19 protein-coding genes are annotated in these 23,146 nt (G+C 61.4%); 10 read left to right on the top strand and 9 right to left on the bottom strand.

The genetic code is table 11. The annotated features are described in order from the left end of the window. Window positions 1–28 precede the first annotated feature (28 nt). Both BLJAPNOD_RS30255 and BLJAPNOD_RS30250 read left to right on the top strand, forming a co-directional pair. A complete protein-coding gene (locus BLJAPNOD_RS30255) occupies window positions 29–1,072 on the top strand; it encodes a substrate-binding domain-containing protein (RefSeq protein WP_115422495.1) in 1,044 nt (347 codons plus the stop codon). Between the two features lie 69 nt (window positions 1,073–1,141). Then, entirely contained in the window at window positions 1,142–2,395 is a 1,254-nt protein-coding gene (locus BLJAPNOD_RS30250) for a hypothetical protein (RefSeq protein WP_115422744.1), read from the top strand. 6 nt (window positions 2,396–2,401) lie between these two features. Here the strand turns inward: BLJAPNOD_RS30250 and urtE are convergent, their stop codons facing one another. The 5 genes from urtE to urtA all read right to left on the bottom strand — a co-directional run bounded on the left by urtE (window position 2,402) and on the right by urtA (window position 8,164). Further along, on the bottom strand, window positions 2,402–3,097 hold the full coding sequence (urtE, locus tag BLJAPNOD_RS30245) for an urea ABC transporter ATP-binding subunit UrtE (protein ID WP_115422494.1): 696 nt from the start codon (window positions 3,095–3,097) through the stop codon (window positions 2,402–2,404). Between the two features lie 41 nt (window positions 3,098–3,138). Then, window positions 3,139–3,903, bottom strand: a complete 765-nt coding sequence (gene urtD / locus BLJAPNOD_RS30240; RefSeq protein ID WP_199566061.1) for an urea ABC transporter ATP-binding protein UrtD — start codon at window positions 3,901–3,903, stop codon at window positions 3,139–3,141. Window positions 3,904–3,908: 5 nt separating this feature from the next. Beyond that, window positions 3,909–5,072, bottom strand: coding sequence for an urea ABC transporter permease subunit UrtC (gene urtC, locus BLJAPNOD_RS30235; RefSeq protein ID WP_115422493.1), 1,164 nt, complete (start codon window positions 5,070–5,072; stop codon window positions 3,909–3,911). Beyond that, the gene (urtB, locus tag BLJAPNOD_RS30230; RefSeq protein ID WP_115422492.1) at window positions 5,069–6,685 is read right to left on the bottom strand and encodes an urea ABC transporter permease subunit UrtB; all 1,617 of its coding nucleotides are present in this window, start codon (window positions 6,683–6,685) and stop codon (window positions 5,069–5,071) included. The genes urtC and urtB overlap by 4 nt, the downstream gene beginning before the upstream one ends. A 186-nt stretch (window positions 6,686–6,871) precedes the next feature. After that, a complete protein-coding gene (gene urtA, locus BLJAPNOD_RS30225) occupies window positions 6,872–8,164 on the bottom strand; it encodes an urea ABC transporter substrate-binding protein (protein WP_115422491.1) in 1,293 nt (430 codons plus the stop codon). A gap of 300 nt (window positions 8,165–8,464) precedes the next feature. Between urtA and BLJAPNOD_RS30220 the strand changes: the two genes are divergently transcribed. The 3 genes from BLJAPNOD_RS30220 to BLJAPNOD_RS30210 all read left to right on the top strand — a co-directional run bounded on the left by BLJAPNOD_RS30220 (window position 8,465) and on the right by BLJAPNOD_RS30210 (window position 13,308). Next, entirely contained in the window at window positions 8,465–8,896 is a 432-nt protein-coding gene (locus tag BLJAPNOD_RS30220; RefSeq protein WP_077505330.1) for an OsmC family protein, read from the top strand. A 112-nt stretch (window positions 8,897–9,008) separates the two neighbouring features. Continuing rightward, entirely contained in the window at window positions 9,009–12,395 is a 3,387-nt protein-coding gene (locus BLJAPNOD_RS30215) for an ATP-binding protein (protein ID WP_115422490.1), read from the top strand. Then, on the top strand, window positions 12,388–13,308 hold the full coding sequence (locus BLJAPNOD_RS30210) for a response regulator (RefSeq protein ID WP_115422489.1): 921 nt from the start codon (window positions 12,388–12,390) through the stop codon (window positions 13,306–13,308). The genes BLJAPNOD_RS30215 and BLJAPNOD_RS30210 overlap by 8 nt, the downstream gene beginning before the upstream one ends. A 75-nt stretch (window positions 13,309–13,383) precedes the next feature. On the opposite strand, the gene BLJAPNOD_RS30205 is transcribed toward BLJAPNOD_RS30210, so the two are convergent. Then, entirely contained in the window at window positions 13,384–14,112 is a 729-nt protein-coding gene (locus tag BLJAPNOD_RS30205) for an invasion associated locus B family protein (protein ID WP_158556193.1), read from the bottom strand. A gap of 265 nt (window positions 14,113–14,377) precedes the next feature. After that, window positions 14,378–14,596, bottom strand: coding sequence for a hypothetical protein (locus BLJAPNOD_RS35250; RefSeq protein ID WP_147294610.1), 219 nt, complete (start codon window positions 14,594–14,596; stop codon window positions 14,378–14,380). A 450-nt stretch (window positions 14,597–15,046) separates the two neighbouring features. Here BLJAPNOD_RS35250 and BLJAPNOD_RS30195 point away from each other — a divergent pair, with 450 nt between their 5' ends. From BLJAPNOD_RS30195 to BLJAPNOD_RS30175, 5 genes are all read left to right on the top strand, one after another. Beyond that, entirely contained in the window at window positions 15,047–15,823 is a 777-nt protein-coding gene (locus BLJAPNOD_RS30195; protein ID WP_234902946.1) for a CsgG/HfaB family protein, read from the top strand. 297 nt (window positions 15,824–16,120) lie between these two features. After that, entirely contained in the window at window positions 16,121–19,648 is a 3,528-nt protein-coding gene (locus tag BLJAPNOD_RS30190; protein WP_147294609.1) for a hypothetical protein, read from the top strand. A gap of 148 nt (window positions 19,649–19,796) precedes the next feature. After that, complete coding sequence (gene csgH, locus BLJAPNOD_RS30185; protein WP_147294608.1) at window positions 19,797–20,138, top strand: curli-like amyloid fiber formation chaperone CsgH; 342 nt, start codon at window positions 19,797–19,799, stop codon at window positions 20,136–20,138. A gap of 31 nt (window positions 20,139–20,169) precedes the next feature. Beyond that, complete coding sequence (locus tag BLJAPNOD_RS30180) at window positions 20,170–20,778, top strand: hypothetical protein (protein WP_147294607.1); 609 nt, start codon at window positions 20,170–20,172, stop codon at window positions 20,776–20,778. Window positions 20,779–20,809: 31 nt separating this feature from the next. Then, window positions 20,810–21,082, top strand: coding sequence for a curli assembly protein CsgF (locus BLJAPNOD_RS30175; protein WP_115422482.1), 273 nt, complete (start codon window positions 20,810–20,812; stop codon window positions 21,080–21,082). Between the two features lie 108 nt (window positions 21,083–21,190). Here the strand turns inward: BLJAPNOD_RS30175 and BLJAPNOD_RS30170 are convergent, their stop codons facing one another. Beyond that, entirely contained in the window at window positions 21,191–21,595 is a 405-nt protein-coding gene (locus tag BLJAPNOD_RS30170) for a hypothetical protein (RefSeq protein ID WP_115422481.1), read from the bottom strand. Between the two features lie 201 nt (window positions 21,596–21,796). Continuing rightward, the gene (locus BLJAPNOD_RS30165; RefSeq protein WP_115422480.1) at window positions 21,797–22,699 is read right to left on the bottom strand and encodes a hypothetical protein; all 903 of its coding nucleotides are present in this window, start codon (window positions 22,697–22,699) and stop codon (window positions 21,797–21,799) included. Between the last annotated feature and the right edge of the window lie 447 nt (window positions 22,700–23,146).

The following is a 23,146-nucleotide window of genomic DNA, read 5'->3' as shown; positions in this document are numbered from 1 at the left end:
CCCTTCAAACAGAGTGAGGATATTGACCATGAAACATCTGACGCGCACGCTTCTCGGTGGCCTCGTTGCCGCTTCGCTGGTGGCGAGCCCTGTCTTTTCCGCCGGCATCGATGGCGCCCCTAGCCCGTTCGACAAGGGCGACGTCGACATCGCCGTCGTCAGCTTCCTCGGCGGCGGCGACTGGCTGCAGGCCTTCGAGGCCGGCGTCAAGCGCCAGGCGGATGCCCTGCACGTCAACCTGACGGTGTCACAGGCGCGCAACGACAACGACACCCAGCGCAGCCTCATCGAGCAGGCGATCAACCTCGGCGTCGATGGCATCATCATCAACAACGGGCGCCCGGAAGTGCTGAAGGACGTGGCGCAGAAGGCGCTCGACGCCGGCATCAAGGTCGTCGCCTACGACGTCAACCTCGACAATCCGCAGATCCCCCAGATCGAGCAGAGCGACAAGGACATGGCCCGACTGGTGCTCGAGCAGGCTGTCAAGGACAAGGGCGACGGCTTCGTCGGCGGCGCCGTCTATGTCGCCGGCTTCGCACCGCTCGACCGCCGTTACGCCGTCTGGAAAGACTTCGTCGCCAAGCACAACCTGACGGAAAAGGCCACCTGGGGCGTCGTCAACGACACGGTTCCGGCTTCCGTCGCCGACCAGACAAAGGCCGTGCTGACCGCAAACCCGGATATTTCCGTCATTTTCACCCCCTGGGACGAGTTCGCCAAGGGCGTGAAACTCGCGATCGACGAACTGGGCGTTGCCAGCAGGGTGAAGATCTATGGCGTCGACATCTCGACCGCAGACATCCAGCTGATGAACGAGCCCGACAGCGCCTGGCAGGCAACGGCTGCCACCAACGCCGCCGTCGTCGGCGAAGTCTCGGTGCGTGCGGTTTCGCTCGCAATCGCCGATCAGTTCCCCGGCCAGTCGGTGCTGCTGCAGCCGACGCTCGTCACCCGTGACGATCTCGCCAAGGGCGAGATCAAGACGATCGAGGATCTGCAGGAGAAATTTCCGGCCTTCCGCAAGAGCGATGCGGCGACTGCCGAGTGGATCCCCACCGCCACCAATTAATTCCATTTGAAGGAAGAGCGCCGCGCTGATCGGCGCGGCGCTCTTTCAATGACCAAGACAGGAAAGACCATGAGCGGCATCGACCTTCCCACGCCCGATTTCACAAACAACATGAAACTGATCGGCCATTCGCCGATCGGCGGGCGCGGCGATGGTCTGCAACTGATGGTGCATCGCGGATTTGCCTATGTCGCCCATCCCTGGTCTCAAGGGTTTTCGATCGTCGACGTGCGCGATCCGAAAAAACCGGGCGCGGTCACCTACGTGCCGGCACCGCCCAACACCTGGAACATCCACCTGCAGACCCATGACGATCTGCTGCTGGTCATCAATGCGCTCGACCTGTTTGCCGATGTCGAAACCTTTGCCGACGAGAAAACCTACTACACCAAATCGGTCGGTGACACCGTTGCCGGCAGCGGCCACAAACGCGCCTGGAGCGCCGGCATGTCGGTGTTCGACATTTCCGTTCCCGACCGCCCGCGCAAGATCGGCGAACTGAACATCGACGGCGTCGGCTTCCACCGTCTCTGGTATGTCGGCGGCCGTTATGCCTTTGCCTCGGCGCTGTTCGACGGCTTTGCCGACTATATCTTCGTCACCATCGACATGGCCGATCCGACCCGGCCGGAAATTGTCGGTCGCTGGTGGCTGCCGGGCATGAACAAGGCGGCGGGAGAAACATCGAATGCACCTGATGGCAAGCGCTACGCGCTCCACCATGCGCTGGTGTCGGGCGACACCGCCTACGCCTGCTGGCGCGACGGTGGCCTGACCCTCCTCGACATCAAGGACCACGCCAACCCGAAGCTGATTGCCCACCGCAACTGGTCGCCGCCGTTTGGCGGCGGAACGCACTCGCCCTTGCCGCTCCCCGGTCGCGATCTGCTCGTGGTCGCCGACGAGGCTGTGCTCGACCACGAGGAAGACGGCCGCAAGCACACCTGGATCTTCGATATCCGCGAGCCCGCGAACCCGGTCAGCATCTCGACTTTCCCCATTCCCTCGGAAGCCGACTACGTCGCCAAGGGCGGGCATTTCGGGCCGCACAACCTGCACGAAAACCGGCCCGGTTCCTTCGTTTCGGAAACGCTGATCTTCGCCACCTGGCAGAATGCCGGCATTCGCGCCTTTGACATCACCGACCCCTTCCACCCGCGCGAAACCGGCGCGCTGGTTCCGGCCGGGCCGACCGAAATGACCGACCGGCGCGCAGGCCGCCCCCGCGTCATCCAGTCGGCCGACGTCTTCGTCGATGCCACCGGGATCATCTACGCCACCGACTACAATGCCGGGCTCGCCATCATCGAATATGGTGGCTGAGCACGGTTAGACCGTGAGATGGCGTCGGGCCTCGACCGTATCCAGCGTCTCCGGCGGCCCCTCATGCACGACGGCGCCGCGGTCCATGATGTAGACTTGGTCCGCCAGTTCGCGGCAGAAATCGAGATACTGCTCGACCAGCAGGATCGCCATGCCGGTGGAATCGCGGAGATAGCGGATCGCCCGGCCGATATCCTTGATGATCGACGGCTGGATCCCCTCGGTCGGCTCGTCGAGCACCAGGATGCGCGGGCGGGTGACGAGCGCCCGGCCGATCGCCAGTTGCTGCTGCTGACCGCCCGAGAGATCGCCGCCGCGCCGCCCCAGCATCGAGCGGAGCACGGGGAACAGGTTGAAGACGTCCTCCGGTATCGAACGGTCCGTGCGCTTCACCGGCGCATAACCGGTTTCCAGGTTTTCCTTGACGGTCAGCAGCGGAAAGATCTCGCGGCCCTGCGGCACGTAACCGATGCCCTCCTTGGCACGGCGATAGGGCGCCATACCGCCGAGCGCCACCCCATTGAAGGCGATCGCCCCGGCGCTGACCGGGTGTTGCCCGGTGATCGCCCGGAGCAGGCTCGACTTGCCGACGCCGTTGCGCCCAAGCACGCAGGTGATCTTGCCCATTGATGCTTCGATCGAGACATTGCGCAGCGCCTGTGCCGCGCCATAGTGGAGATTGACGTTTTCGACGCTCAGCATGGAGGCGTCCTTTCCCTTGGGCGGTTGGCGAGTGGCCACTATCAGCGGCCGAGATAGTTTTCGATCACCTTCGGATCGCTGCTGACGAAATCGATCGACCCTTCAGCCAGTACCGAGCCTTCGGCAAGGCACGTGACCTTGACCCCAAGCTCGCGGATGAACCCCATGTCGTGCTCGACGACGACGACCGAGCGGGTCTTCGCGATCTCCTTGAGCAGCACAGCCGTTTCGGCCGTCTCCGCGTCCGTCATGCCGGCCACCGGCTCATCAACCAGCAGCAGCTCCGGCTCCTGTGCCAGGAGCATGCCGATCTCCAGCCATTGCTTCTGTCCATGCGACAGGTTGGCGGCAAGATCGTCGCGCCTCGCGCTGAGCCGGACGGTCGACAGGATCTCCTCGATCCGCGTCTTGTCGTCCGCCGTCAGCCGGTAGAACAGCGTGGGGAAGACCCCGCGGCTACGGTTGAGCGCCAGTTCCAGATTGTCCCAGATGGTATGGCTCTCAAACACCGTCGGCTTCTGGAACTTGCGGCCGATACCGAGATTGGCGATTTCGGCTTCGTCGCATTGCGTGAGATCGATATCGCCCTTGAAGAAGACCTGCCCCTCGTCTGGCCGCGTCTTGCCGGTGATGATGTCCATCATCGTCGTCTTGCCTGCACCATTCGGGCCGATGATGGCGCGAAGCTCGCCGGGTTCGATCACGAAGGAGAGCGAATTGAGCGCCTTGAACCCGTCGAAGGAGACGGAGACACCATCGAGGTAGAGAAGGCTTTTCGGCTTGGTCTGGCTGATCGTCTGGTTCATGCCAATCACTCCGCTGCCATTGGTTCAGCGACAAGGGTGTCCCGGGCGCGCTCGGCATCCGCCGCCCGGCGGTGAGCCTTGCGGCGGGCAAGATAGGCGCTCGCGGTCCCGACCACGCCCTTCGGCAGGAACAAGGTGACGAGGACGAACAATCCGCCCAGAGCAAACAGCCAGAACTCCGGAAAGGCAGCGGTGAAGATGCTCTTGCCGCCATTGACCAGGATCGCACCGACGATCGGGCCGATCAGCGTCCCGCGTCCGCCGACCGCGGTCCAGATGACGACCTCGATGGAATTGCCGGGCTCGAACTCCCCGGGATTGATGATGCCGACCTGCGGCACGTAAAGCGCGCCGGCAATGCCCGCCATCATCGCTGAGACGGTGAAGGCGAAGAGCTTGATGTGTTCGACACGGTAGCCGAGAAACCGCGTGCGGCTCTCCGCATCCCGGACTGCGACCAGTACCTTGCCGTATTTGGAGCGGACGATCGCCGTCGTCAGCACCAAACAAATGGCAAGCGTCAGGGCGGATGCGGCAAAGAGGGCCGCCCGCGTGCCTGCGGCCTGGATGTTGAAGCCGAGAATATCCTTGAAATCGGTCAGGCCGTTGTTGCCGCCGAAACCCATGTCGTTGCGGAAGAAGGCAAGCAGCAAGGCATAGGTCATCGCCTGGGTGATGATCGAGAGATAGACGCCGTTGACGCGCGAGCGGAAGGCGAACCAGCCGAAGACAAAGGCAAGCAGCCCGGGCACCAGCACCACCATCAGTGCCGCAAACCAGAACATGTCGAAGCCCTGCCAGAACCACGGCAGTTCCTTCCAGTTGAGGAACACCATGAAATCCGGCAGCAGCGGGTTGCCGTAGGAGCCACGCGCGCCGATCTGGCGCATCAGATACATGCCCATGGCATAACCGCCGAGCGCAAAGAACGCGGCATGGCCGAGCGAGAGGATGCCGCAGAAGCCCCAGACGAGATCGAGCGCCAGCGCCAGAAGCGCGTAGGTCAGGTATTTGCCGAACAGCGAGACCAGATAGGTCGGCACGTGCAGCGGATGATCCGGCGCCGTCAGCAGGTTGAGCGCCGGAACGGCGATTGAAAGCCCGAGCAGTATGGCAACGACCGCGATGATGCTGCGATCGAGCGACTTGAGCAGAAACGAGGTGATCATGCTTCCACCGCCCTTCCCTTGAGTGCGAAGAGACCGCGCGGCTTCTTCTGGATGAAGAGGATGATGAGCACCAGAACGAGGATCTTGCCGAGAACGGCGCCCGCATAGGGCTCGAGGAACTTGTTGAGGATGCCGAGCGAGAAGGCGCCGACCAGCGTGCCCCAGAGATTGCCGACACCGCCGAAGACCACGACCATGAAGCTGTCGATGATGTAACCCTGGCCGAGATTGGGCGAGACATTGTCGATCTGCGACAGCGCCACGCCGGCCATGCCGGCGATGCCGGAGCCGAGCGCAAAGGTCAGAGCGTCGACCAAGGGGGTGCGGATGCCCATGGACGAAGCCATGCGCCGGTTCTGCGTCACAGCCCGCATCCTGAGGCCCATCGACGTTCGTTTCAGCAGGAACAGAAGGGCGGCAAAGACGGCGAGTGCAAAGACGATGATCCAGAGCCGGTTCCAGGTGATCGTCAGACCGCCGAGATCGAAGGCGCCAGCCATCCACGAGGGGTTTCCGACCTCGCGATTGGTCGGCCCGAAGATTGAGCGGACCGCTTGCTGCAGGATCAGCGAGATGCCCCAGGTGGCGAGCAGCGTTTCGAGGGGCCGACCATAGAGAAAGCGTATAACGCTGCGCTCGATGGCAAGGCCGATCACACCGGTGACGAGAAAGGCGAGCGGCAGGGCAATCGCCAGCGACCAGTCGAAGAGAGCGGGATAGGACGTGCGAATGACGTCCTGGACCAGGAATGTCGTGTAGGCGCCGAGCATCACCATCTCGCCATGCGCCATGTTGATGATGCCCATCACGCCGAAGGTGATGGCAAGACCGATCGCCGCCAAAAGCAGCACGGAACCGAGCGATAGGCCGTACCAGACGTTCTGTCCGGCGTTCCAGAAGACCTGCGCCTGCTCGATGCGCTGCAAGGCTGCTTCGATATCCGGCTTCAGGCTCGCATCCGCCGAAGAGAGGGCCGATGTCAACACGCCGAGTGCCTCGCGGCCACCGCTTTCGGCCAGCGTCTTGATAGCCGCGCGCTTATCGTCGTCGGGGCGGTCGGAAACCAGCAGGGTCACGGCCCGCGCCTCGTCGAGGGTCTTGCGCACCGTTGCGTCCTTTTCGGCGGCCAGCGCCGCCTCGATCGCCTCGAGCGCGTCGGCATTCGGCGTCTGCCGCATGGATTGCGCCGCCTTCAGCCGCGCGCCCGTATCGGCGCTGAAAAGCGTCAGGCCGCCAAGCGCGCTTCGAACGGCGCGACGGACGGCATTGTTGACCTTGATCTTCTGCAGCTCGCCTTTCGGCGCTTCGCCAATTTCCGAACCGGTTAGCGGATCGACGAGAACGAGACTTCCGCCTTTCTCCGTTGTCAGGAAGACACCGCCGTCGGTCTTTCGCGCGTAGAGATTGCCTTCGCCGAGCGCCTCAAGCACCGGAATGACGCGCGGATCGCCGCTCTTGGCCAGTGCTCCGATACGATCATCGAGCTCTGCCAGCTTGGCCGTTCCGAGCGCACTGACGAGCGCGCCGAGATCGTCCGCCGCGCGCAGGCCCGTGACATGGGCTGAAACCAGCAGGCACAGGGTGATCAACAGGGTTTGCAGAATGCGGTACATCGCCCTCTCGCTTCGGTCTCGTGCACATGCGACGCGTGCAAGGCAGGCGCCGCAATGGCGGCATGGGATTTCGAGATCCCTTCGCCCGACGGGAGCGTCGCGCGAAGGGTCTGCCCGCCTATGATTTCGTCATGCAAAGGTTGTCCGGGCGGCAGCGCCACCGGGCAATATCTCTAGGTGATGAAATCAGGAGCCCTTGCCGCCGCACTTGCCGGTGGCGACATTGAAGTTGCCGCAGGACATCGGCGCGCGCCAATCGGCGATCAGGTCTTTGGAGTCCGGCAGGTAGTCCGACCATTCGTCGCCGACCACGAGGCCGGGCGTTTCCCAGACCGTCTCGAACTGGCCATCGCTCTGGATTTCACCGATCAGCACCGGCTTGGTGATGTGGTGGTTCGGCATCATCGTCGAATAGCCGCCGGAGAGATTGGGCACGGACACGCCGATCATCGCGTCGAGCACCGCATCCGTGTCGGTCGTTCCGGCTTTTTCGACGGCCTTCAGCCACATGTTGAAGCCGATGTAGTGGGCTTCCATCGGGTCGTTGGTAACGCGCTTGTCGTTCTTGGTGTAGCCCTTCCAGGTCTTGATGAACTCGGCATTGGCGGGTGTGTCGACCGACTGGAAGTAGTTCCAGGCCGCGAGGTGGCCGACGAGCGGCGACGTATCGAGACCGGCAAGTTCCTCTTCGCCGACGGAGAAGGCGACGACCGGGATATCCTCGGCCTTGACGCCCTGGTTCGCCAGTTCCTTGTAGAACGGCACGTTCGCATCGCCGTTGATGGTCGAGACGACGGCGGTCTTCTTGCCGGCTGAACCGAATTTCTTGATGTCGGACACGATCGTCTGCCAGTCGGAATGACCGAACGGCGTGTAGTTGATCATGATGTCCTCGGGCTTCACGCCCTTGGAGATGAGATAGGCTTCGAGGATCTTGTTGGTCGTGCGCGGATAGACGTAGTCGGTGCCGGCCAGAACCCAGCGCTCGACGCTTTCGTTTTCCATCAGGTAGTCGACGGCCGGAACGGCCTGCTGGTTCGGCGCGGCACCGGTGTAGAAGACGTTGCGCTGGCTTTCCTCACCTTCGTACTGCACCGGGTAGAAGAGGATCGAATTCAGCTCTTCGAACACGGGCAGGACGGATTTGCGCGACACGGACGTCCAGCAGCCGAACACGGCCGAGACCTTGTCGACTGAAACGAGTTCGCGGGCCTTTTCGGCAAAGAGCGGCCAGTCGGAGGCCGGATCGACGACAACCGCTTCGAGCTTCTTGCCCAGCAGGCCGCCCTTCTTGTTCTGCTCGTCGATGAGCATGAGCATGGCGTCCTTGAGCGTCGTCTCGGAGATCGCCATGGTGCCCGACAGCGAATGCAGAATGCCGACCTTGATCGTGTCGTCGGCCGCAAAGGCGCCGTTGAATGCCGTCGTCGACAGGACCGTTGCCAGGAATGCGCCGGTGACGCGTGCCTTGATATTCATCTGATTGAACCCCTCTCGTTCTGATCGCCGCAACGAGGCTTCGTTCCTTTTGACCGTTGCTTGAGGGATCATCCGCCAGTCGTGCTGCACTGCACATACGTCATTCTACGTAGGTCGAGGGGGCAAAGAGGAAGCAGCCGCGATAGGACGATCCGGAGTTCACGGCGCGGTGCGGGAATTGTGCAAAGGCCACGGCGTCGAAATCAACGCGCCTGTCTGGCCGCCGGATGACTTTTCCGGCTATTGAAGACACCGAGGGCCGAACGGCCATCGATAGCATCTCAACACAGGTGAAAGATCATGAAAGCACGTATCAAGTGGGTTGAAGAGCGGACATTCGTCGGTGAATCCGGAAGCGGTCACAAGATCGTGCTGGGGACGGCATCCGGTCCGGAAGGGCGCACGCCGGGCCCAAGCCCGATGGAGCTGATGTTGATCGGAGCCGGTGGCTGCTCGGCCTACGATGTGGTTCATATTCTCGAAAAGGGTCGCGAGCCGGTCGAGGATTGCTCCGTGGAGCTCGACGCGGACCGCGCCGAAGAAGACCCGCGCGTCTTTACCCGCATCCATATGCACTTCGTGGTGAAGGGGCGTGGCCTCTCGGAGAAGAAGGTCGAGCGCGCGGTCGCCCTTTCTCTTGAAAAATACTGCTCGGCATCAGCCATGCTCGCGAAGTCCGCAACGATTACGCATGACTTTGTCGTCGTGGACACATCAGCTGTGAGCGGGTGATCCATTCACGCTTGCTTTCGCCCTCTCCGCATTGCATAAATTTCACGCACGGACCATACATGCCGTGAAATTAGGCAATACCTGCCGGCAATGCTGGAGATGACGAGGCAACATGGCGGCACGCCAGCGCATCATTCCCGTTCGACGAGAATACAATCGCTGGGTCGCCGACCAGACGCTCGAAGACTATGCGCTGCGCTTTACCGCCAAGAGTGCGCGGCGCTTCTCCTCCGAGCGCATCTCGCAGACCGCGATCGGCGCGATCTCGTTCCTGGCGCTGGAGGCGATCGGCGGCGCGATCACCATGTCCTATGGCACGACCAACGCCATCGTCGCCATCCTGATCGCCAGCCTGATGATCCTGACGGTCGGTCTGCCGATCAGCCGCTACGCCATCCGCCACGGGGTCGACATCGACCTTCTGACCCGGGGCGCAAGCTTCGGCTATATCGGCTCGACGCTGACCTCATTGATCTATGCCAGCTTCACCTTCATCCTCTTTGCGATCGAGGCCTCGATCATGTCGGGAGCGCTGGAGCTTGCGCTCGGCATCCCGCTTTGGGTCGGTTACATCGTCAGCGCCGTCGTCGTCATCCCACTCGTCACCCATGGCGTGCGACTCATCAGCAAATTCCAACTGATCACCCAGCCCTTCTGGATCGTGCTCAATATCCTGCCGTTCCTTTTCATCGCCTTTGCCGATTGGGAGAAGGTCGGCATCTGGCTTGCCTATGCCGGCATGCACCACGCATCCGGGCCGCCCGGCACGCTTGCGCCCTTCGACCTCATCGAGTTCGGCGCGGCCTCGGCAGTGATCTTCGCGCTGATGGCACAGATCGGCGAGCAGGTCGACTTCCTGCGCTTTCTGCCGCCGGACGGACAGCGCAAGCTGCATCACCGCGTCGCCATCTTCCTGGCAGGCTCTGGCTGGGTTTTGGTTGGCGCGCCGAAACTGCTGGCCGGGTCTTTTCTCGTCGTGCTGGCGCTTTCGTCCGGCGTTCCATCGACACGGGCCGCAGATCCGGCGCAGATGTACTACACCGCCTTCGGCTACATGATCCCATCGGAGACCGCCGCCCTCCTTTTGATGGTCGCCTTCGTCGTCGTCTCGCAGTTGAAGATCAACGTCATGAACGCCTATGCCGGGTCGCTCGCCTGGTCTAATTTCTTCTCGCGCCTCACCCACAGCCATCCCGGACGCGTCGTCTGGCTGGTGTTCAACGTGGCGATCGCGCTGCTTTTGATGGAACTCGGCATCTACAAACTGCTGGAGGAAACGCTCGGCGTCTTCTCGATCGTCGCCATGGCATGGCTCTGCACCATTTCGGCCGACCTCTTCATCAACAAACCACTTGGCCTGTCGCCGCCCGGCATCGAATTCAAGCGCGCCCACCTCTATGACATCAACCCGGTCGGCCTCGGCGCCATGGCGTTTTCGGCAACGATTGCGCTCATCGCGCACTTCGGCACCTTCGGTGCCATCGCCGCATCGCTTGCGCCCTACATTGCTCTCATCGTCGCCTTCGTCGCCTCACCGCTGATTGCTTGGGGAACGGGCGGCAAATACTACCTCGCCCGCAAGCCAAGAAAGAGCTGGGCGAGCAAAAGTGAGATCACCTGCTCGATCTGCGAACACCCCTTCGAGCCGGAGGACATGGCCTGGTGTCCGGCCTATGCCGCCCCCATCTGTTCGCTCTGCTGTTCACTCGACAGCCGCTGCCATGACATGTGCAAGCCGAAGGCCCGCTTCAACGCACAGGTGGCCACGGTCGCGCACGCCCTTCTGCCCGAAGCCATAACGGCGAAGCTGACGACCCGCCTCGGCCGCTACGCCATTTCGGCCGTGCTCTCGATCGCCGGCATCGGCCTGATCCTGGCGATGATCGCGCATCAGACCGGCAACGCCTCGCCGGAGACGGCTGTCGTCGTCGAACGAACCATTGCCGTCGTCTTCTTCGTCTTTGCCGTGCTTGCCGGCATTGTCTGCTGGTTCTATGTGCTCGCCCATGACAGCCGTGTCGTCGCCGAGGAAGAATCATCGCGACAGAACACGCTGCTCCTGAAAGAAATCGCCGCACACAAGAAGACCGACGCCGCCCTGCAGCAGGCAAAGGAGACCGCCGAAGCAGCCAATCGCGCCAAGAGCCGCTATGTCGTCGGCCTCAGCCATGAACTGCGCACGCCGCTCAACGCGGTGCTCGGTTACGCACAGGTGCTTGAGCGCGATGAAACGATCCCACCGGGGCGACAGGGCGCGATCAAGGTGATCAAACGCAGCGCCGACCATCTCTCCGGTCTCATCGACGGGCTTCTCGACATCTCCAAGATCGAGGCGGGCAAGCTGCAGGTCTATTCCAACGAAATCAACGTTTACGACTTCCTCGACCAGGTCGTCGAGATGTTCCGGCCGCAGGCGCAGGCGAAAGGCATCGCCTTCGAACATCGGCGCGCCTCCAGCCTGCCACGCTACGTCAAGACAGACGAAAAGCGGCTGCGCCAGATCCTCGTCAATCTGCTCTCGAACGCCATGAAGTTCACCGAGCGCGGCGAGATCCGCTTCGATATCGACTATCGCAGCCAGGTTGCGACATTTACGATCAGCGATAGCGGCCGAGGCATTGCTGAGAAGGATCTGCCTCGCATCTTCGACCCCTTTCAGCGCGGTGAGGCGGAGCATCTCGGCAGCATGCCAGGTCTCGGCCTGGGGCTGACCATCACCCGGTTGCTGACACAGACGCTCGGCGGCGAGATATCCGTCGTCAGCGAACCGAACAAGGGCACGACCTTCAAGGTCCGGCTGATGCTTTCCGCCGTCGACCGGCCGGCGCCGCTTGTGGCCGTGCGACGGATCACCTCCTATCTCGGCCCGCGGCGGACAATCATGGTGGTCGACGACAACGCCGATCACCGCGACCTCATGCGCGAAATTCTCACGCCGATGGATTTCACCGTGCTGACGGCTGACAGCGGCAAGCAATGCCTCGCCATGCTTGAAGCGCTCAGCCCGGATATCTTTCTCGTCGATATCTCCATGCCCGATATGAGCGGCTGGGACCTCGTTGATCGATTGCGACGCGACGGCCAGGTGGCGCCGATCATAATGCTGTCCGCCAATATCGGCGACGGATCGACGACCGGCGCCCTTGTCGGCCACAATGATACACTCACCAAGCCCTTTGGCGTCGGACAACTCGCGGACAAACTCGCCGTGCAACTCGGCCTCACCTGGATCCATGAGGGCGAAGCATCTGAAGAACCGGTTGCTGCATGCGCGGATGCGATGACGCTGCCCGGTCAGCACCATGTGGAAGAATTGATCCGGCTCGGCGAGATCGGCTATGTCAGAGGCATCGAGGCCAAGCTTGCCGAGATCGGCCTGCAACCGGAACATCAGCTCTTCGTCAAGGCAGCGCGAGCCTATGTGCAGGCCTTCGACCTCTCCGGTTATGATGCCTTCCTGAAGGAAAAAACGACGATTGGAGCCATCACCCGTGGTTGAGACTTATGATCGTCGCGACATCGTCCTGCTGGTGGACGATTCCCCCGAAGCGCTCGGTTTTTTGACCGAAGCTTTGGAGCAATCCGGCTTTTCCGTGCTGATCGCCACCTCCGGCAATGCCGCCCTGTCGATTGCCGACCGGATCACCCCCGACGTCATTCTCCTGGATGCGGTCATGCCCGGCATGGACGGGTTCGAAACCTGCCTCAGACTGAAGGCCAACGCCTCGGTTGGCCAGACGCCGGTGCTGTTCATGACAGGGCTCACCGAAACCGAGCATGTGGTCCATGCGCTCGAAGCCGGCGGTGTCGACTATCTGACGAAACCCATCAACATCGATGAACTGAGGGCGCGCATCCGCGTTCATCTCTCCAATGCCCGCTCAGCGCAAAGCGCCCGCGTCGCGCTCGATGCCGCCGGACGCCATCTGCTTGCCGTTCGCTCTGATGGCAGCGTTCGCTGGTCGACGCCGCAGGCAAACCGCCTCGTCAACGCGGCGACCGGCAGCGATGAAGGTCTGGCAACGATCGCGCGGCGCATTGCAGCCTGGATGGAAAAAACCGAGGCCGGCGGAAAGCGGGAGAACAGTTTTACGCTGGAAGAGCCCGGGCAATCCGGACTGCAGGTCTCGTTTCTCGGAGCGATCAGCGCCAACGAGTACCTGTTCAGGCTGACGGCCGAAAGCCGACGAAGCGACGACGAGATGCTGCGTCAGCATTTCGCCCTGACCCAACGCGAGTCCGAGGTGCTGCTCTGGATTGCCAAGGGGAAATCCAACCGCGACATCGGCGAGATCCTCGGCTTGAGCTCACGCACGGTGACCAAGCATCTTGAGCAGATCTATGTGAAGCTCGGCGTCGAAAACCGCGCCTCGGCCGCAGTCAAGGCGACACAGGTGCTGCACGGGATATAGCCCGCGGTAGCCCGGCATGTCCTTCGAAGGGAGCCGGCGGGCGACAAAGCCGGTTGTCGCCCGAGCGATCCCCACTCAGTTGCTGCTCGCCTTCTTTGCGTCCGCGTGGCGCCCGAGAAGGGCGGTGTAGGCGTCGGAAAAGCCGGAAAGCGATAGCGTGATCGGGATCGCCTTGCCTTCCGGCGTTGCCACCGTGACGGTTGCTGCCGCCTTCGCCTTCATCGCTTCGACCAGCGCCGGCTCGACGGCACCTTCGACAAGGCAACCCTGCGGCGTGCAACGGCTAAGCGCCATTGCCGCTTCGTAACCGCCAGCCACATTGATCTTGACCCCGTCCTTCAACGCGACGCCGAGCGGCACCGCCATTTGCATCGCAACCGTCTTTCCGTCCGGGCGAAACGCAAGGCTCATCACCAGGATCACCTGCTTGCCGTCGCCGGACAGTGTGCTGCCGGAGATCTGGCAGCGGGCAGGCTCCTTACCCAGTTCGACGCATTGCAGCGCCCATTGCTTGAACTGCTCGGCGGCAGCCCCGGTCATTGATGGCTGCGCTTGCGCAGGCTTCTGCGCCTTGTCAGAGGTCCCGGCAGGCCGCGTCTGCGTCTTGCCGCCGACGGAGTCGATGATCTGGCCGTTTCCGTCTGCGTTTGGGTCGATCAGGATCGGTGCACCTGTTGTCGAGCGGGATGCGGGGGTGGAGAACATCGGCCCCGGCGAGTCCTGCGCCGCCAGCGGCAACGGCGAAGCGAGCACCAAGGCCGTCGAAAAGCCGAACACAAGACGCATCGCGTTCCTGCACGTCATGGGGAGTCCTCCAATATATCTTCGTGCATTTTGTCTTCCACGGAACATTACCTGAGTCAAACAGGCGTTGCCGATTGTGGTTTTATGAAGAAATGCATAAGGATCATGTCTAATCAGGGTTTTTAGATTTGGTGAGGAATATGACTTCGAACCTGCTGTCGCCCATGCGAATTTCCGCCTTCCTCTGCCTGTCGCTGTTGACGAGCGGCACGGTCTGGGCACAGGCCTATGTCGACCAGGTCAACCGAAATGGCGGCAACAAAGCCTATGTCGACCAGATGCCATCCGGCGCAAAACCGAATGTTTCGACGACAAATTCACAAGCAAAAAGAAATACTTCAGCCTCATCTGCTCGACCAGGAAAAGCCGGCGGGCAAGCTGCCTCTTCCGCCAGCTCCAGCACCGTCCAGCGTGCAGCAAGCGATGTCGTGCCCACCGTCGGTGCCGGCTCGTCGGCAATCGTCCGGTTGATTTCGTCCGACACGGAATGGCCCACAGTCGGGCGTGGGACGGTCAGCCGTTAGGTCCTAATGCCGGAACGGTCATGGTTACCATCGCGTTAACCAGATTGTGCATTCCTGCCTCATTTTCGGCCAAAATCGCGGATTCACCCAAAAATGGGACTGCGAACCCATAAAACTTCAGTGGTAGGGAAGCGGTGCAATAAATTCGCCAGACCAGGGCTGGGCTAGTTCGGTCGGGTGGATCACTGAGGGTAGTCAATCAGTCTCGAAATGCTTTCGTTCCGAAAACTATAGTTTCCGGAAAAGTATATTTGCACGCCTATAGTTTCGGCCGGATCCGGCTCGAGAAGCGATGACGTATGGCTTGCTGCAACTTGCGGCAGCAACCTGACGGGGGAATTATGAAGTTCAAACTGGCAGCTCTTTGTGTCTTTGGTGGGCTCCTTGCGGGATGTCAAAGCGGTCAACAATTGGATACGCCGGCGGCGACGCTGACCGCACCGACGAAGACGACACCGAAGGTCAAGTCGATGCCATTGCCCGAGATCCCGGTCGATATCGCGGTTTATGATTTCCCTGACCTCACCGGCCAGGCAAAGCCCAACGAGGCTTTTGCGGAATACAGCCGCGCTGTCACACAGGGCGGTGCTGCGATCCTGGTCGACGTGCTCAAGAAGACCGGTAACGGCCAGTGGTTCCGGGTCGTCGAACGCTCGGGCCTCAAGAATCTCGTCCAGGAACGAACACTGATCGAGAACACGCAACGCGCCTATGGCCGTCAGAGTGGCCTGCCGCCCGTGCGGTTCGCCGGACTGCTGCTCGAGGGCGGCATCGTCGGATACGATTCCAACGAACTGACCGGCGGCGCCGGTGCACGCTATCTCGGGATCGGCGGGGACGTGCAGTATCGCTCCGATATCGTCACCGTCAATCTGCGCGCCGTCAGCGTGCAAACCGGCGAAGTCCTCGCCTCCACCACCACGACCAAGCAAATCTACTCGGTGCAGGTTCGTGGCGGGGCATACAAGTTTGCGACCGCCGGCGAACTGCTCGAGATCGAACTCGGCCAGTCGCGCAACGATCCAGGCTCGCTGGCTGTCAGAGAAGGCATCGAACTCGGCGTCTATTCGCTCGCCGTCGATGGTGTGCGCCAGGGCCTCTGGCATCTGAAGGACCGCACGCGCGAAGCAGAGTTCATTCGGGCCTATGAAGAGAAATATGGAAATATCTCGCTTCCGTCCTCATAACCGACCTGCGATACCCTCAAAGTATAAACAAGACTAAAAGTAAATCTATTTAATAACACGCTGCCGTGAATCTATATTGATTCGCCGCAGCGTGTTTTTTTGTTTCGACAACTACCGACATAATTACCCCAATTTTGGGTGTTTCTATTTTTGTGATTAACTACTACTTAATTATTCTGTAGGAGCGCCTTGTTCAGACACAGGACGCAGTGATATTAAACGAATTGTTAACGCTCTAATTGAGTGCGGCGCTTCAGGGCGACCAAGACGCCGGCGCCGAACAAAAGGGAGAAGTCCATGAAATTTTCAGCAAGAAGAACTTTGTTGCTGACCGGCGTTGCCGTCCTGGCGATGTCCGCAGCCGCTTCAGCGCAGGAAGCCAACACCGGTTACATCGGCCAGCGCGACGACAGCAACTTCGCCTACCTGTCCCAGGAAGGCGCCAACCGCGGCTTCATCTACCAGCACGGCCAGCAGAACGTCTTCCTGCCGCTGACAGCAGGTGGCGCAGCCGGTGACGCTCAACAAGGCAACAACGACCTCGGCGTCATGCAGCTCGGCAAGCAGAACGTCGTCGGCGGTGACTTCCTGCAGAAGGGCGAGAACGTCGGTGGCATTGCCCAGTTCGGCACCAACAACCTGGTCGACACGTTCCGCCAGACCGGCAACAACCGCGGCACGATCTTCCAGGGCGGCAACGCCAATATTGCGCGCAACACCCAGGAAAAGGGCGTGACGAGCAACGACACCGGCATCATCCAGCTGAATGACGACGCTACCAAGCCAGGCAACTATGCCGAAAGCAACCAGAAGGGCGCGCTTGGCGGCGGCAATTTCTCCGGCATCCTGCAGAGCGGATCCGGCAATGCTGCCATCAACAACCAGACGAACGAAACGTCGTCCAACGCCGTCACCGCCCAGAGCGGCACCGGCAACGCCGGGATCAACAACCAGACCGGCAGCAAGGACGGCAATGCAGGCATCCTGCAGGTAGGCAAGGGCAATGGCGCGATCAACACCCAGCAGGGTGGTTCGGTCGACGCAACGGCCATCATTGCCCAGAACGGCAAGGACAACAGCGCCGTCAACACCCAGACGAATGTCGACCCGACCTCCGCAACGGTTATCCAGGACGGAAACAGCAACGCCGCTGCCAACGTCCAGACCTCGGTGAACAACTCCGACGCCTTCATCCTGCAGGACGGCAACAACAACACGGCTTCGAACCTGCAGTCTCCGGGTTCCCAGGCGGGCCCGGCCGACAAGCTGAACGCTTCGATCGTCCAGAGCGGTAACAAGAACAACGCCGTCAACCTCCAGGCCGGCGGCGCAGGCGGCGGCAAGAACAATACGGCGCAGACTGTCCAGGACGGCAATCGCAACACCGCGCTCAACAGCCAGATCGGCGACTTCCACAACAACGGCTACAACAACGACAACAAGGCCGTCATTGGACAGGTCGGCAACGACAACCTTGCCGTCAACACCCAGAACGATGGCCGCAATTCGACGGCAACCATCCTGCAGGGCGGCAAGCGCAACGACGCTTACAACCTGTCGGAAGGCGGCACGAAGCACAGCTCGTCGATTGCCCAGTTTGGCGACGACAACCTTGCCGTCAACGCCCGCAATCGCGGCGGAAACCTGACCGATGGCAACGACGCGACGATCCTGCAGTTCGGCGACGACAACATCGCGGCCAACTCCCAGAACGACGCTGTCGGCAGCGAGCAGTTTACCCGCAACAGCGCCAATATCGGCCAGTTCGGTTCGGGCAACACCGGCACGAACTTCCAGGATACCGGCCGCGACAATGATGCCAACATCGCCCAGTTCGGCACCGGCAACGGCGCCAGCAACGCGCAGATCGACAGCGGCGTAAAGAACGCTGCCAACATTCTGCAGGTCGGCAGCGGCAACAGCGGTGTGAACGTACAAAGCGGCGGCCTCGAAGCAACTGCGAACATCATCCAGGGCGGCTCCAACAACGTCGCAGCCAACCTTCAGACCGACGTCGATCCGACCAACGCCTCGATCCTGCAGCTCGGCAGCCGCAACACGGCCGGCAACGTGCAGTCAGATCTGGTCAACTCTGATGCGCTGATCGTCCAGGACGGCGCGCGCAACGAAGCGACAAACCTGCAGACCGACGGCGCTGACATGGCAACCATCATCCTGCAGAAGGGCGACCGCAACAGTGCGGGCACGATCCAGACCGGCAGCAGCGATGTCGACGCATTCACCCTGCAGAACGGCGACCGCAACGAGGCGAGCAATGCCCAGTCGGGTGTCAACGGCGGCACCGCCGGCATCTTGCAGGACGGTAACCGCAACGTCGCCGGCAACGTCCAGCTCACCAGCACGGATGTCGAGGCCTCGATCATCCAGTCGGGCAACCGCAATGAGGCAGCCAACCTGCAGTCCGGCGTAACCGGCAGCAGCGCCGGCATCCTACAGGACGGCCGCGACAACACGGCTGCCAACCTGCAGCTCTCGAGCACCGGCGTCGATGCGACGATCATCCAGAGCGGTCGCTTCAATGAAGCGGTCAACAGCCAGACGGCGTCGTCACTCTCCAACGCCTTCATCATCCAGGGCGCTGGCGGCAACAACGAGGCTGCCAACGTCCAGAACGACGTCGTCGGCGCGACGGCCCTGATCGGCCAGTTCGGCTGGGGCAACACCGCCGGCAACCTGCAGCAGGCCGACAGCAGCAATGTCGTCGCCGGCATCCTGCAGGTCGGTTCGGGAAACACCGCCTACAACACGCAGGGCGTGACGCAGACGGTAACCTATGAAGTCCTTCCGGCCTTCAACCTGACTACAACCGCCTCCGTTCCCGGCCTGAGCAACTATCTCACGCCGAACATGCAGGGTCCGTTCACCTTCGGCATCGCCGGTGGCCCGACGACGCTGACCGGTTCGGGTTCGGCGCCGGCGGAAGATTCCATCGCGTTGGTCGCTCAGTTCGGCAACGACAACAGTGCCGCCAACGTCCAGATCGGCCAGTTGATCGCGCCAGCAAGCGGGATTGCCAGCATCACGACGACGACCTACGGCATCAACACAAGCGCACAGAATGGTCCGGCATCATGGCTGCTCGGTCCGAAGACGATCACCCACAACCAGACCCAATCGACCCAGACGACGTCGACCCCGTTCACCAACCCGCTCGGTGAAATCAATATCCCGACGGTCGCTTCAGCCGCCGGCATCGTCCAGGTCGGCAACGACAACGAGGCCTTCAACTTCCAGACCGTCGCTGCCGGCTCGCTTGCCGCCACGGTTCAGATCGGTGACGGCAACGGAGCCGCCAACATCCAGACGGCAACGCTGGGCGCTGCTGCCGCCATCGCTCAGTCTGGCAACGGCAACTCCGCAAGTAACCTGCAGAATGGTGCCATCCTGTCTGCAGCCGGCATCATCCAGGCCGGCCAGGACAACGTGGCGACCACCACGCAGATCGCAAGCCTCGGCAACGCCGCTCTGACGATCCAGAACGGCAAGAAGAACGTCGCCGGCACGAACCAGTCGAACACGGTGGGCAACACCTCGCTGATCGTCCAGTCGTCGAACAACTCGCTCGCCCTCGTCGACCAGACGGGCGCTGGCGGTCATTCGTCGGCCGTCGTCCAGGCCGGCGCCTACTCCAACGCCTGGATCAGCCAGACGGGCTCCGCCTCCAACTCGGTGGTGCTGCAGTACGGCAGCGGCTCGAGCGACGCCGATCGTAACTATGCGATCGTCAACCAGGGCAACAGCGGCCAGAACTCGGTGGTCATCCAGGCCGGCCGCGCAAACGTCGCCTTCGTCAGCCAGAATTGATCGACAGAGGTTGATCGACATGGTGGGGCGCTTTCGAGCGCCCCACCCCTTCAAGGAGGATCAGGTCATGCGGCTTTTGCAGGCAGTTCGGCTTCTCCAGGTTTTTACAGTCACAATCACTTTCGGTTTTCCAGCGAGTGCCACTTCGATGAACGGCCAGACCATCCTCGGCAATCCCAGCGACCCGCGCATTACGGCATGCGGCGTGCGGATCGATGGACAGGAGATGGCGACGCTCAGACCCTTCATCGAAGGTGCAACCGACCTCAACGGCAATTTCGCCTTTAGCATCGCCACACATTCCCAGGGGGGAGGCAGCACGACCAGCCAGAGGAACCGCTTTTCCGCGGGCTCTCTTGGCGACACGCAGGTCGTGATCAACCGCCCCGGCCGGGTCCGCATTACGCTTGTGGTTACGGACGACGCCGGCAAGACACTCTGCGATCTCGACCAGACGATCGAGCTCTCGCAACCGACGACACGCATCTGACCGAAGAAACAGAAAAACGGGTAGAAGACAGATGAAACGCTCAACACACCCATTCGGCAAAGTTCTTCGCAACGCAATCATGGCCGCAGGCCTCGTAGCGGCTGCCAGCACGGCTGCTGCCGAAGACCTGCTCGTCAGGGATTACAGCACCAACCCGGCCGAGGTGAACGCACTAATGGCGCCGATCCAGCCATTCCTCGGCGGTGAAAGCGGCTCGACGACATCGATCATCCAGCTTGGCCAGAGCAACAATGCCAATGCCGGCATCGAAGGAACGGGAAGCCTGGCGCTTATCCAGCAGGCGGGCACCAACAACCGCGCCGTCCAGGCGATCGAGGGTAACAGCTCGGCCCTGCTTCTCGTCCAGGGTGGCACCAACAACTCGGTGGTGCAGGCAAGCCGCGGCGACAACAATTTCCAGCTCGTCGGCGTCTCCGGCGAGAATAACCAGATCGCCTATATCCAGGACGGCAACAGCCTCGCCGGTGTGCTGGATGTGCGTGATTCCAAGAATTCGACGGTGCTGGCGATCCAGACGGCACAGAGCGGACGGTACATGATGCCGACCGGCCTGCGCGGACTGGAAAACAAGACCGTTGTCGTGGTCCCGGGCCGGATGTACGTTCTACCGAAACGTTGACCGCCCCCGATACTCAAGAAGGAGAATACCAATGAAGTTGCTTCAAACCGCACTTCTCGCGGCAACGGTAACCATCGCGGCAGGCGGAACGGGCTTTGCGTCCGAGCTTGTCTATCGCCCGATCAATCCCTCGCTCGGCGGCGATCCGCTAAACGGCAACTGGCTGCTTTCGCAGGCAAGCGCCCAGGGCGAAGGTGCAAGCGACAGTGGCCCAGGATTCACGATCGACTTCCCCGATTTCGGTGGCGTTCCGCAGCCCAATCCCAACCCGGTGCCGCTGCCAGAGGTGGATGACGGGCAGTAAACCCCGGCGCCAGCAGAAAGCGAAAAAGAGCCCGCGACCGCAGGCTCTACCGAATGTAGATAGACGGCGCGCCTGTCCCCGGGCGCGCCGTCGTGTCTGTTATTGTTCTTAGCGCTGGCTGATGATCGCAACGTTGTTGCGGCCCTGCTGCGAGATGAAGGCCTGGTGGCCGACGCCGGTCTGGCTGATCGAGGCCGAGTTCATGTAGCCGGCCTGCTGGATCAAACCGACGTTGCGTACGCCGCTCTGCTGGATCGAGGCGGTGTTGAAGTCACCGCTCTGGTAGACGAAGGACAGGTTGCCCGCGAGCGACGACGTGTCGACGGTCGGCGTTGCGACAATCAGGTCCATGACCGGTTTCATGATGGCGGCCGTATCGAGCGCCGAAAAGCCGGCGCCGCCGGTGGCCTGCTGCACGAAGGCCGGCGAAACGAATTCGGTGCCGGCCATGGCGACCGGAGCCGAAAGAAGCAATGCAAGCAATACTGCGGAAATTACTTTAGCGTTGTTCATTTCTTGTCTCCCCGTTCTTGATGAGACAAGTTGTAGCGACGCCGAATTAAGCAATAGCCATAGATACTTGGAAAAATTTCCACCAATTTGAACGCTAAAAAGCGGCGCTCGACGTTAACGCAAAAGCAACCTTGGAGGCCGGCAACGGCAGCACACAAACGGCCTGTTTGCGAATGCCGCATGGTGAACGGCTGCGGCATGCTATGCCGTTCGGGCAACAGCCCAATCGAATGCCTCTTCGAGAGCGGCAAACTTGACCGCCTGCCATCGTCGATAGTCATGCACAAGCGCTGAGGACACCCATAGATCGCCGCGGTTGCCCGGCCTTTGCCAACCCACGATGCCCAGGTCGCGCGCACGCGCAAACACCCGTTGGGCGTGACTTTTCGAAATGATGTAGCGGTTGGTGATCTCGCTGATCCGCAAGGGGCCGATCGTTATTTGCCCCTCAGCAAGCTCCCCCTTAGGCAGGCGCGCAATCAGATCATGGAGAATGTTGCTGCCGGACTCCGTCCAGACGAATGTGGCAACGCTTTCTGGCGGTGAACACCAGCCTGGCTCGCCGAACAGGCGCCGCGTCGCCCTTGGATGTGCGAAATGCATCAGGGATGGCTTGGCACTGGAAAGATCGCAGCGCCTCCCCTTGTCCAACCTGTCGAGCGATCTGAGGTGCCCGTCGAACCACTGACGGATAAGGTCCTCGGCCGTTTCCGACACGATCAGGGGCCGCAGACGCTTGTCGCCCGCCCATTCGGCATCAAGCAGCAGCCTGTAGCTTCGCATTTCGGCCAGATGAGCCACGGCCGTATTTCTGCTTGCCACATTGTTGGCGACGAAAAAATCCACGAGCTTTGCCGCTGTCAGGCCCGAGCGGGTGGGGTCCGTCTTGCGCTCGAAGTGCAAAGTCAGGATTGCCTGGGTGAGAAGCCACTTCTGCAGATTGGCGGTGTAGCGCACGATCCTGGGCGCGATGTCGTGCATCGCGACAAGCCGCAGCGCCACATCGCGCAAGGCTTCGGCAAACTGCTCTCGCTCGAGGATCGCGTCAATCCAGGGAGCAAGAGGGTGTTCGAAAGCACCGTGATGCGAAGGATGAACGTTCACGACCTCCCACCCCACGAGGCAGCCGGATCACCGAGCTCGTTCGTAGCCTTCACGATGGGCCGTCGGCCGGTGTACCGCTGTATAGACGAGCGTGATATGAGCAAAAAAATCGGTGCGATAAACACAATATCGATCCAAAGACGTATGCATGACAATAATTAAGTCGAAGTGACGTTCATGTTGAATACATATACTATGATAGTAACAGTTTCTTTACCAACTTTTAGCGCATACATCCACCGCCTTGGCGAGGCTTTCGCCAGATGAGGTTAATGGCGACACACCGTTGCTCATGGACGCCTGAATGCCGTCATGCGCATAGACGCCTAAGCCGAACCGTCCGGCCGTATGGCTAGAGGCAATACGCTCCGCCGGAAGCGTCAGTGCAAGACCGCGCGGAACATCCGCCGCGGTTGCGCGTTGCGGCTGGTGATCTGGGCCTTGGCT

This window comes from Ensifer sp. M14, from assembly GCF_003355565.1.
Classification (GTDB): domain Bacteria; phylum Pseudomonadota; class Alphaproteobacteria; order Rhizobiales; family Rhizobiaceae; genus Ensifer.
The sequence above is the reverse complement of the archived record's forward strand: the minus strand, read 5'-3'. Positions and strand labels throughout refer to the sequence as shown.

Excerpts from the sequence above, each read along its gene's own strand:
- BLJAPNOD_RS30255 (WP_115422495.1), top strand. The coding sequence starts at position 29 with ATGAAACATCTGACGCGCACGCTTCTCGGTGGCCTCGTTGCCGCTTCG.
- BLJAPNOD_RS30250 (WP_115422744.1), top strand. The coding sequence starts at position 1,142 with ATGAGCGGCATCGACCTTCCCACGCCCGATTTCACAAACAACATGAAA.
- urtE (WP_115422494.1), bottom strand. The coding sequence starts at position 3,097 with ATGCTGAGCGTCGAAAACGTCAATCTCCACTATGGCGCGGCACAGGCG.
- urtD (WP_199566061.1), bottom strand. The coding sequence starts at position 3,903 with ATGAACCAGACGATCAGCCAGACCAAGCCGAAAAGCCTTCTCTACCTC.
- urtC (WP_115422493.1), bottom strand. The coding sequence starts at position 5,072 with ATGATCACCTCGTTTCTGCTCAAGTCGCTCGATCGCAGCATCATCGCG.
- urtB (WP_115422492.1), bottom strand. The coding sequence starts at position 6,685 with ATGTACCGCATTCTGCAAACCCTGTTGATCACCCTGTGCCTGCTGGTT.
- urtA (WP_115422491.1), bottom strand. The coding sequence starts at position 8,164 with ATGAATATCAAGGCACGCGTCACCGGCGCATTCCTGGCAACGGTCCTG.
- BLJAPNOD_RS30220 (WP_077505330.1), top strand. The coding sequence starts at position 8,465 with ATGAAAGCACGTATCAAGTGGGTTGAAGAGCGGACATTCGTCGGTGAA.
- BLJAPNOD_RS30215 (WP_115422490.1), top strand. The coding sequence starts at position 9,009 with ATGGCGGCACGCCAGCGCATCATTCCCGTTCGACGAGAATACAATCGC.
- BLJAPNOD_RS30205 (WP_158556193.1), bottom strand. The coding sequence starts at position 14,112 with ATGACGTGCAGGAACGCGATGCGTCTTGTGTTCGGCTTTTCGACGGCC.
- BLJAPNOD_RS30190 (WP_147294609.1), top strand. The coding sequence starts at position 16,121 with ATGAAATTTTCAGCAAGAAGAACTTTGTTGCTGACCGGCGTTGCCGTC.
- csgH (WP_147294608.1), top strand. The coding sequence starts at position 19,797 with ATGAACGGCCAGACCATCCTCGGCAATCCCAGCGACCCGCGCATTACG.
- BLJAPNOD_RS30180 (WP_147294607.1), top strand. The coding sequence starts at position 20,170 with ATGAAACGCTCAACACACCCATTCGGCAAAGTTCTTCGCAACGCAATC.
- BLJAPNOD_RS30175 (WP_115422482.1), top strand. The coding sequence starts at position 20,810 with ATGAAGTTGCTTCAAACCGCACTTCTCGCGGCAACGGTAACCATCGCG.
- BLJAPNOD_RS30170 (WP_115422481.1), bottom strand. The coding sequence starts at position 21,595 with ATGAACAACGCTAAAGTAATTTCCGCAGTATTGCTTGCATTGCTTCTT.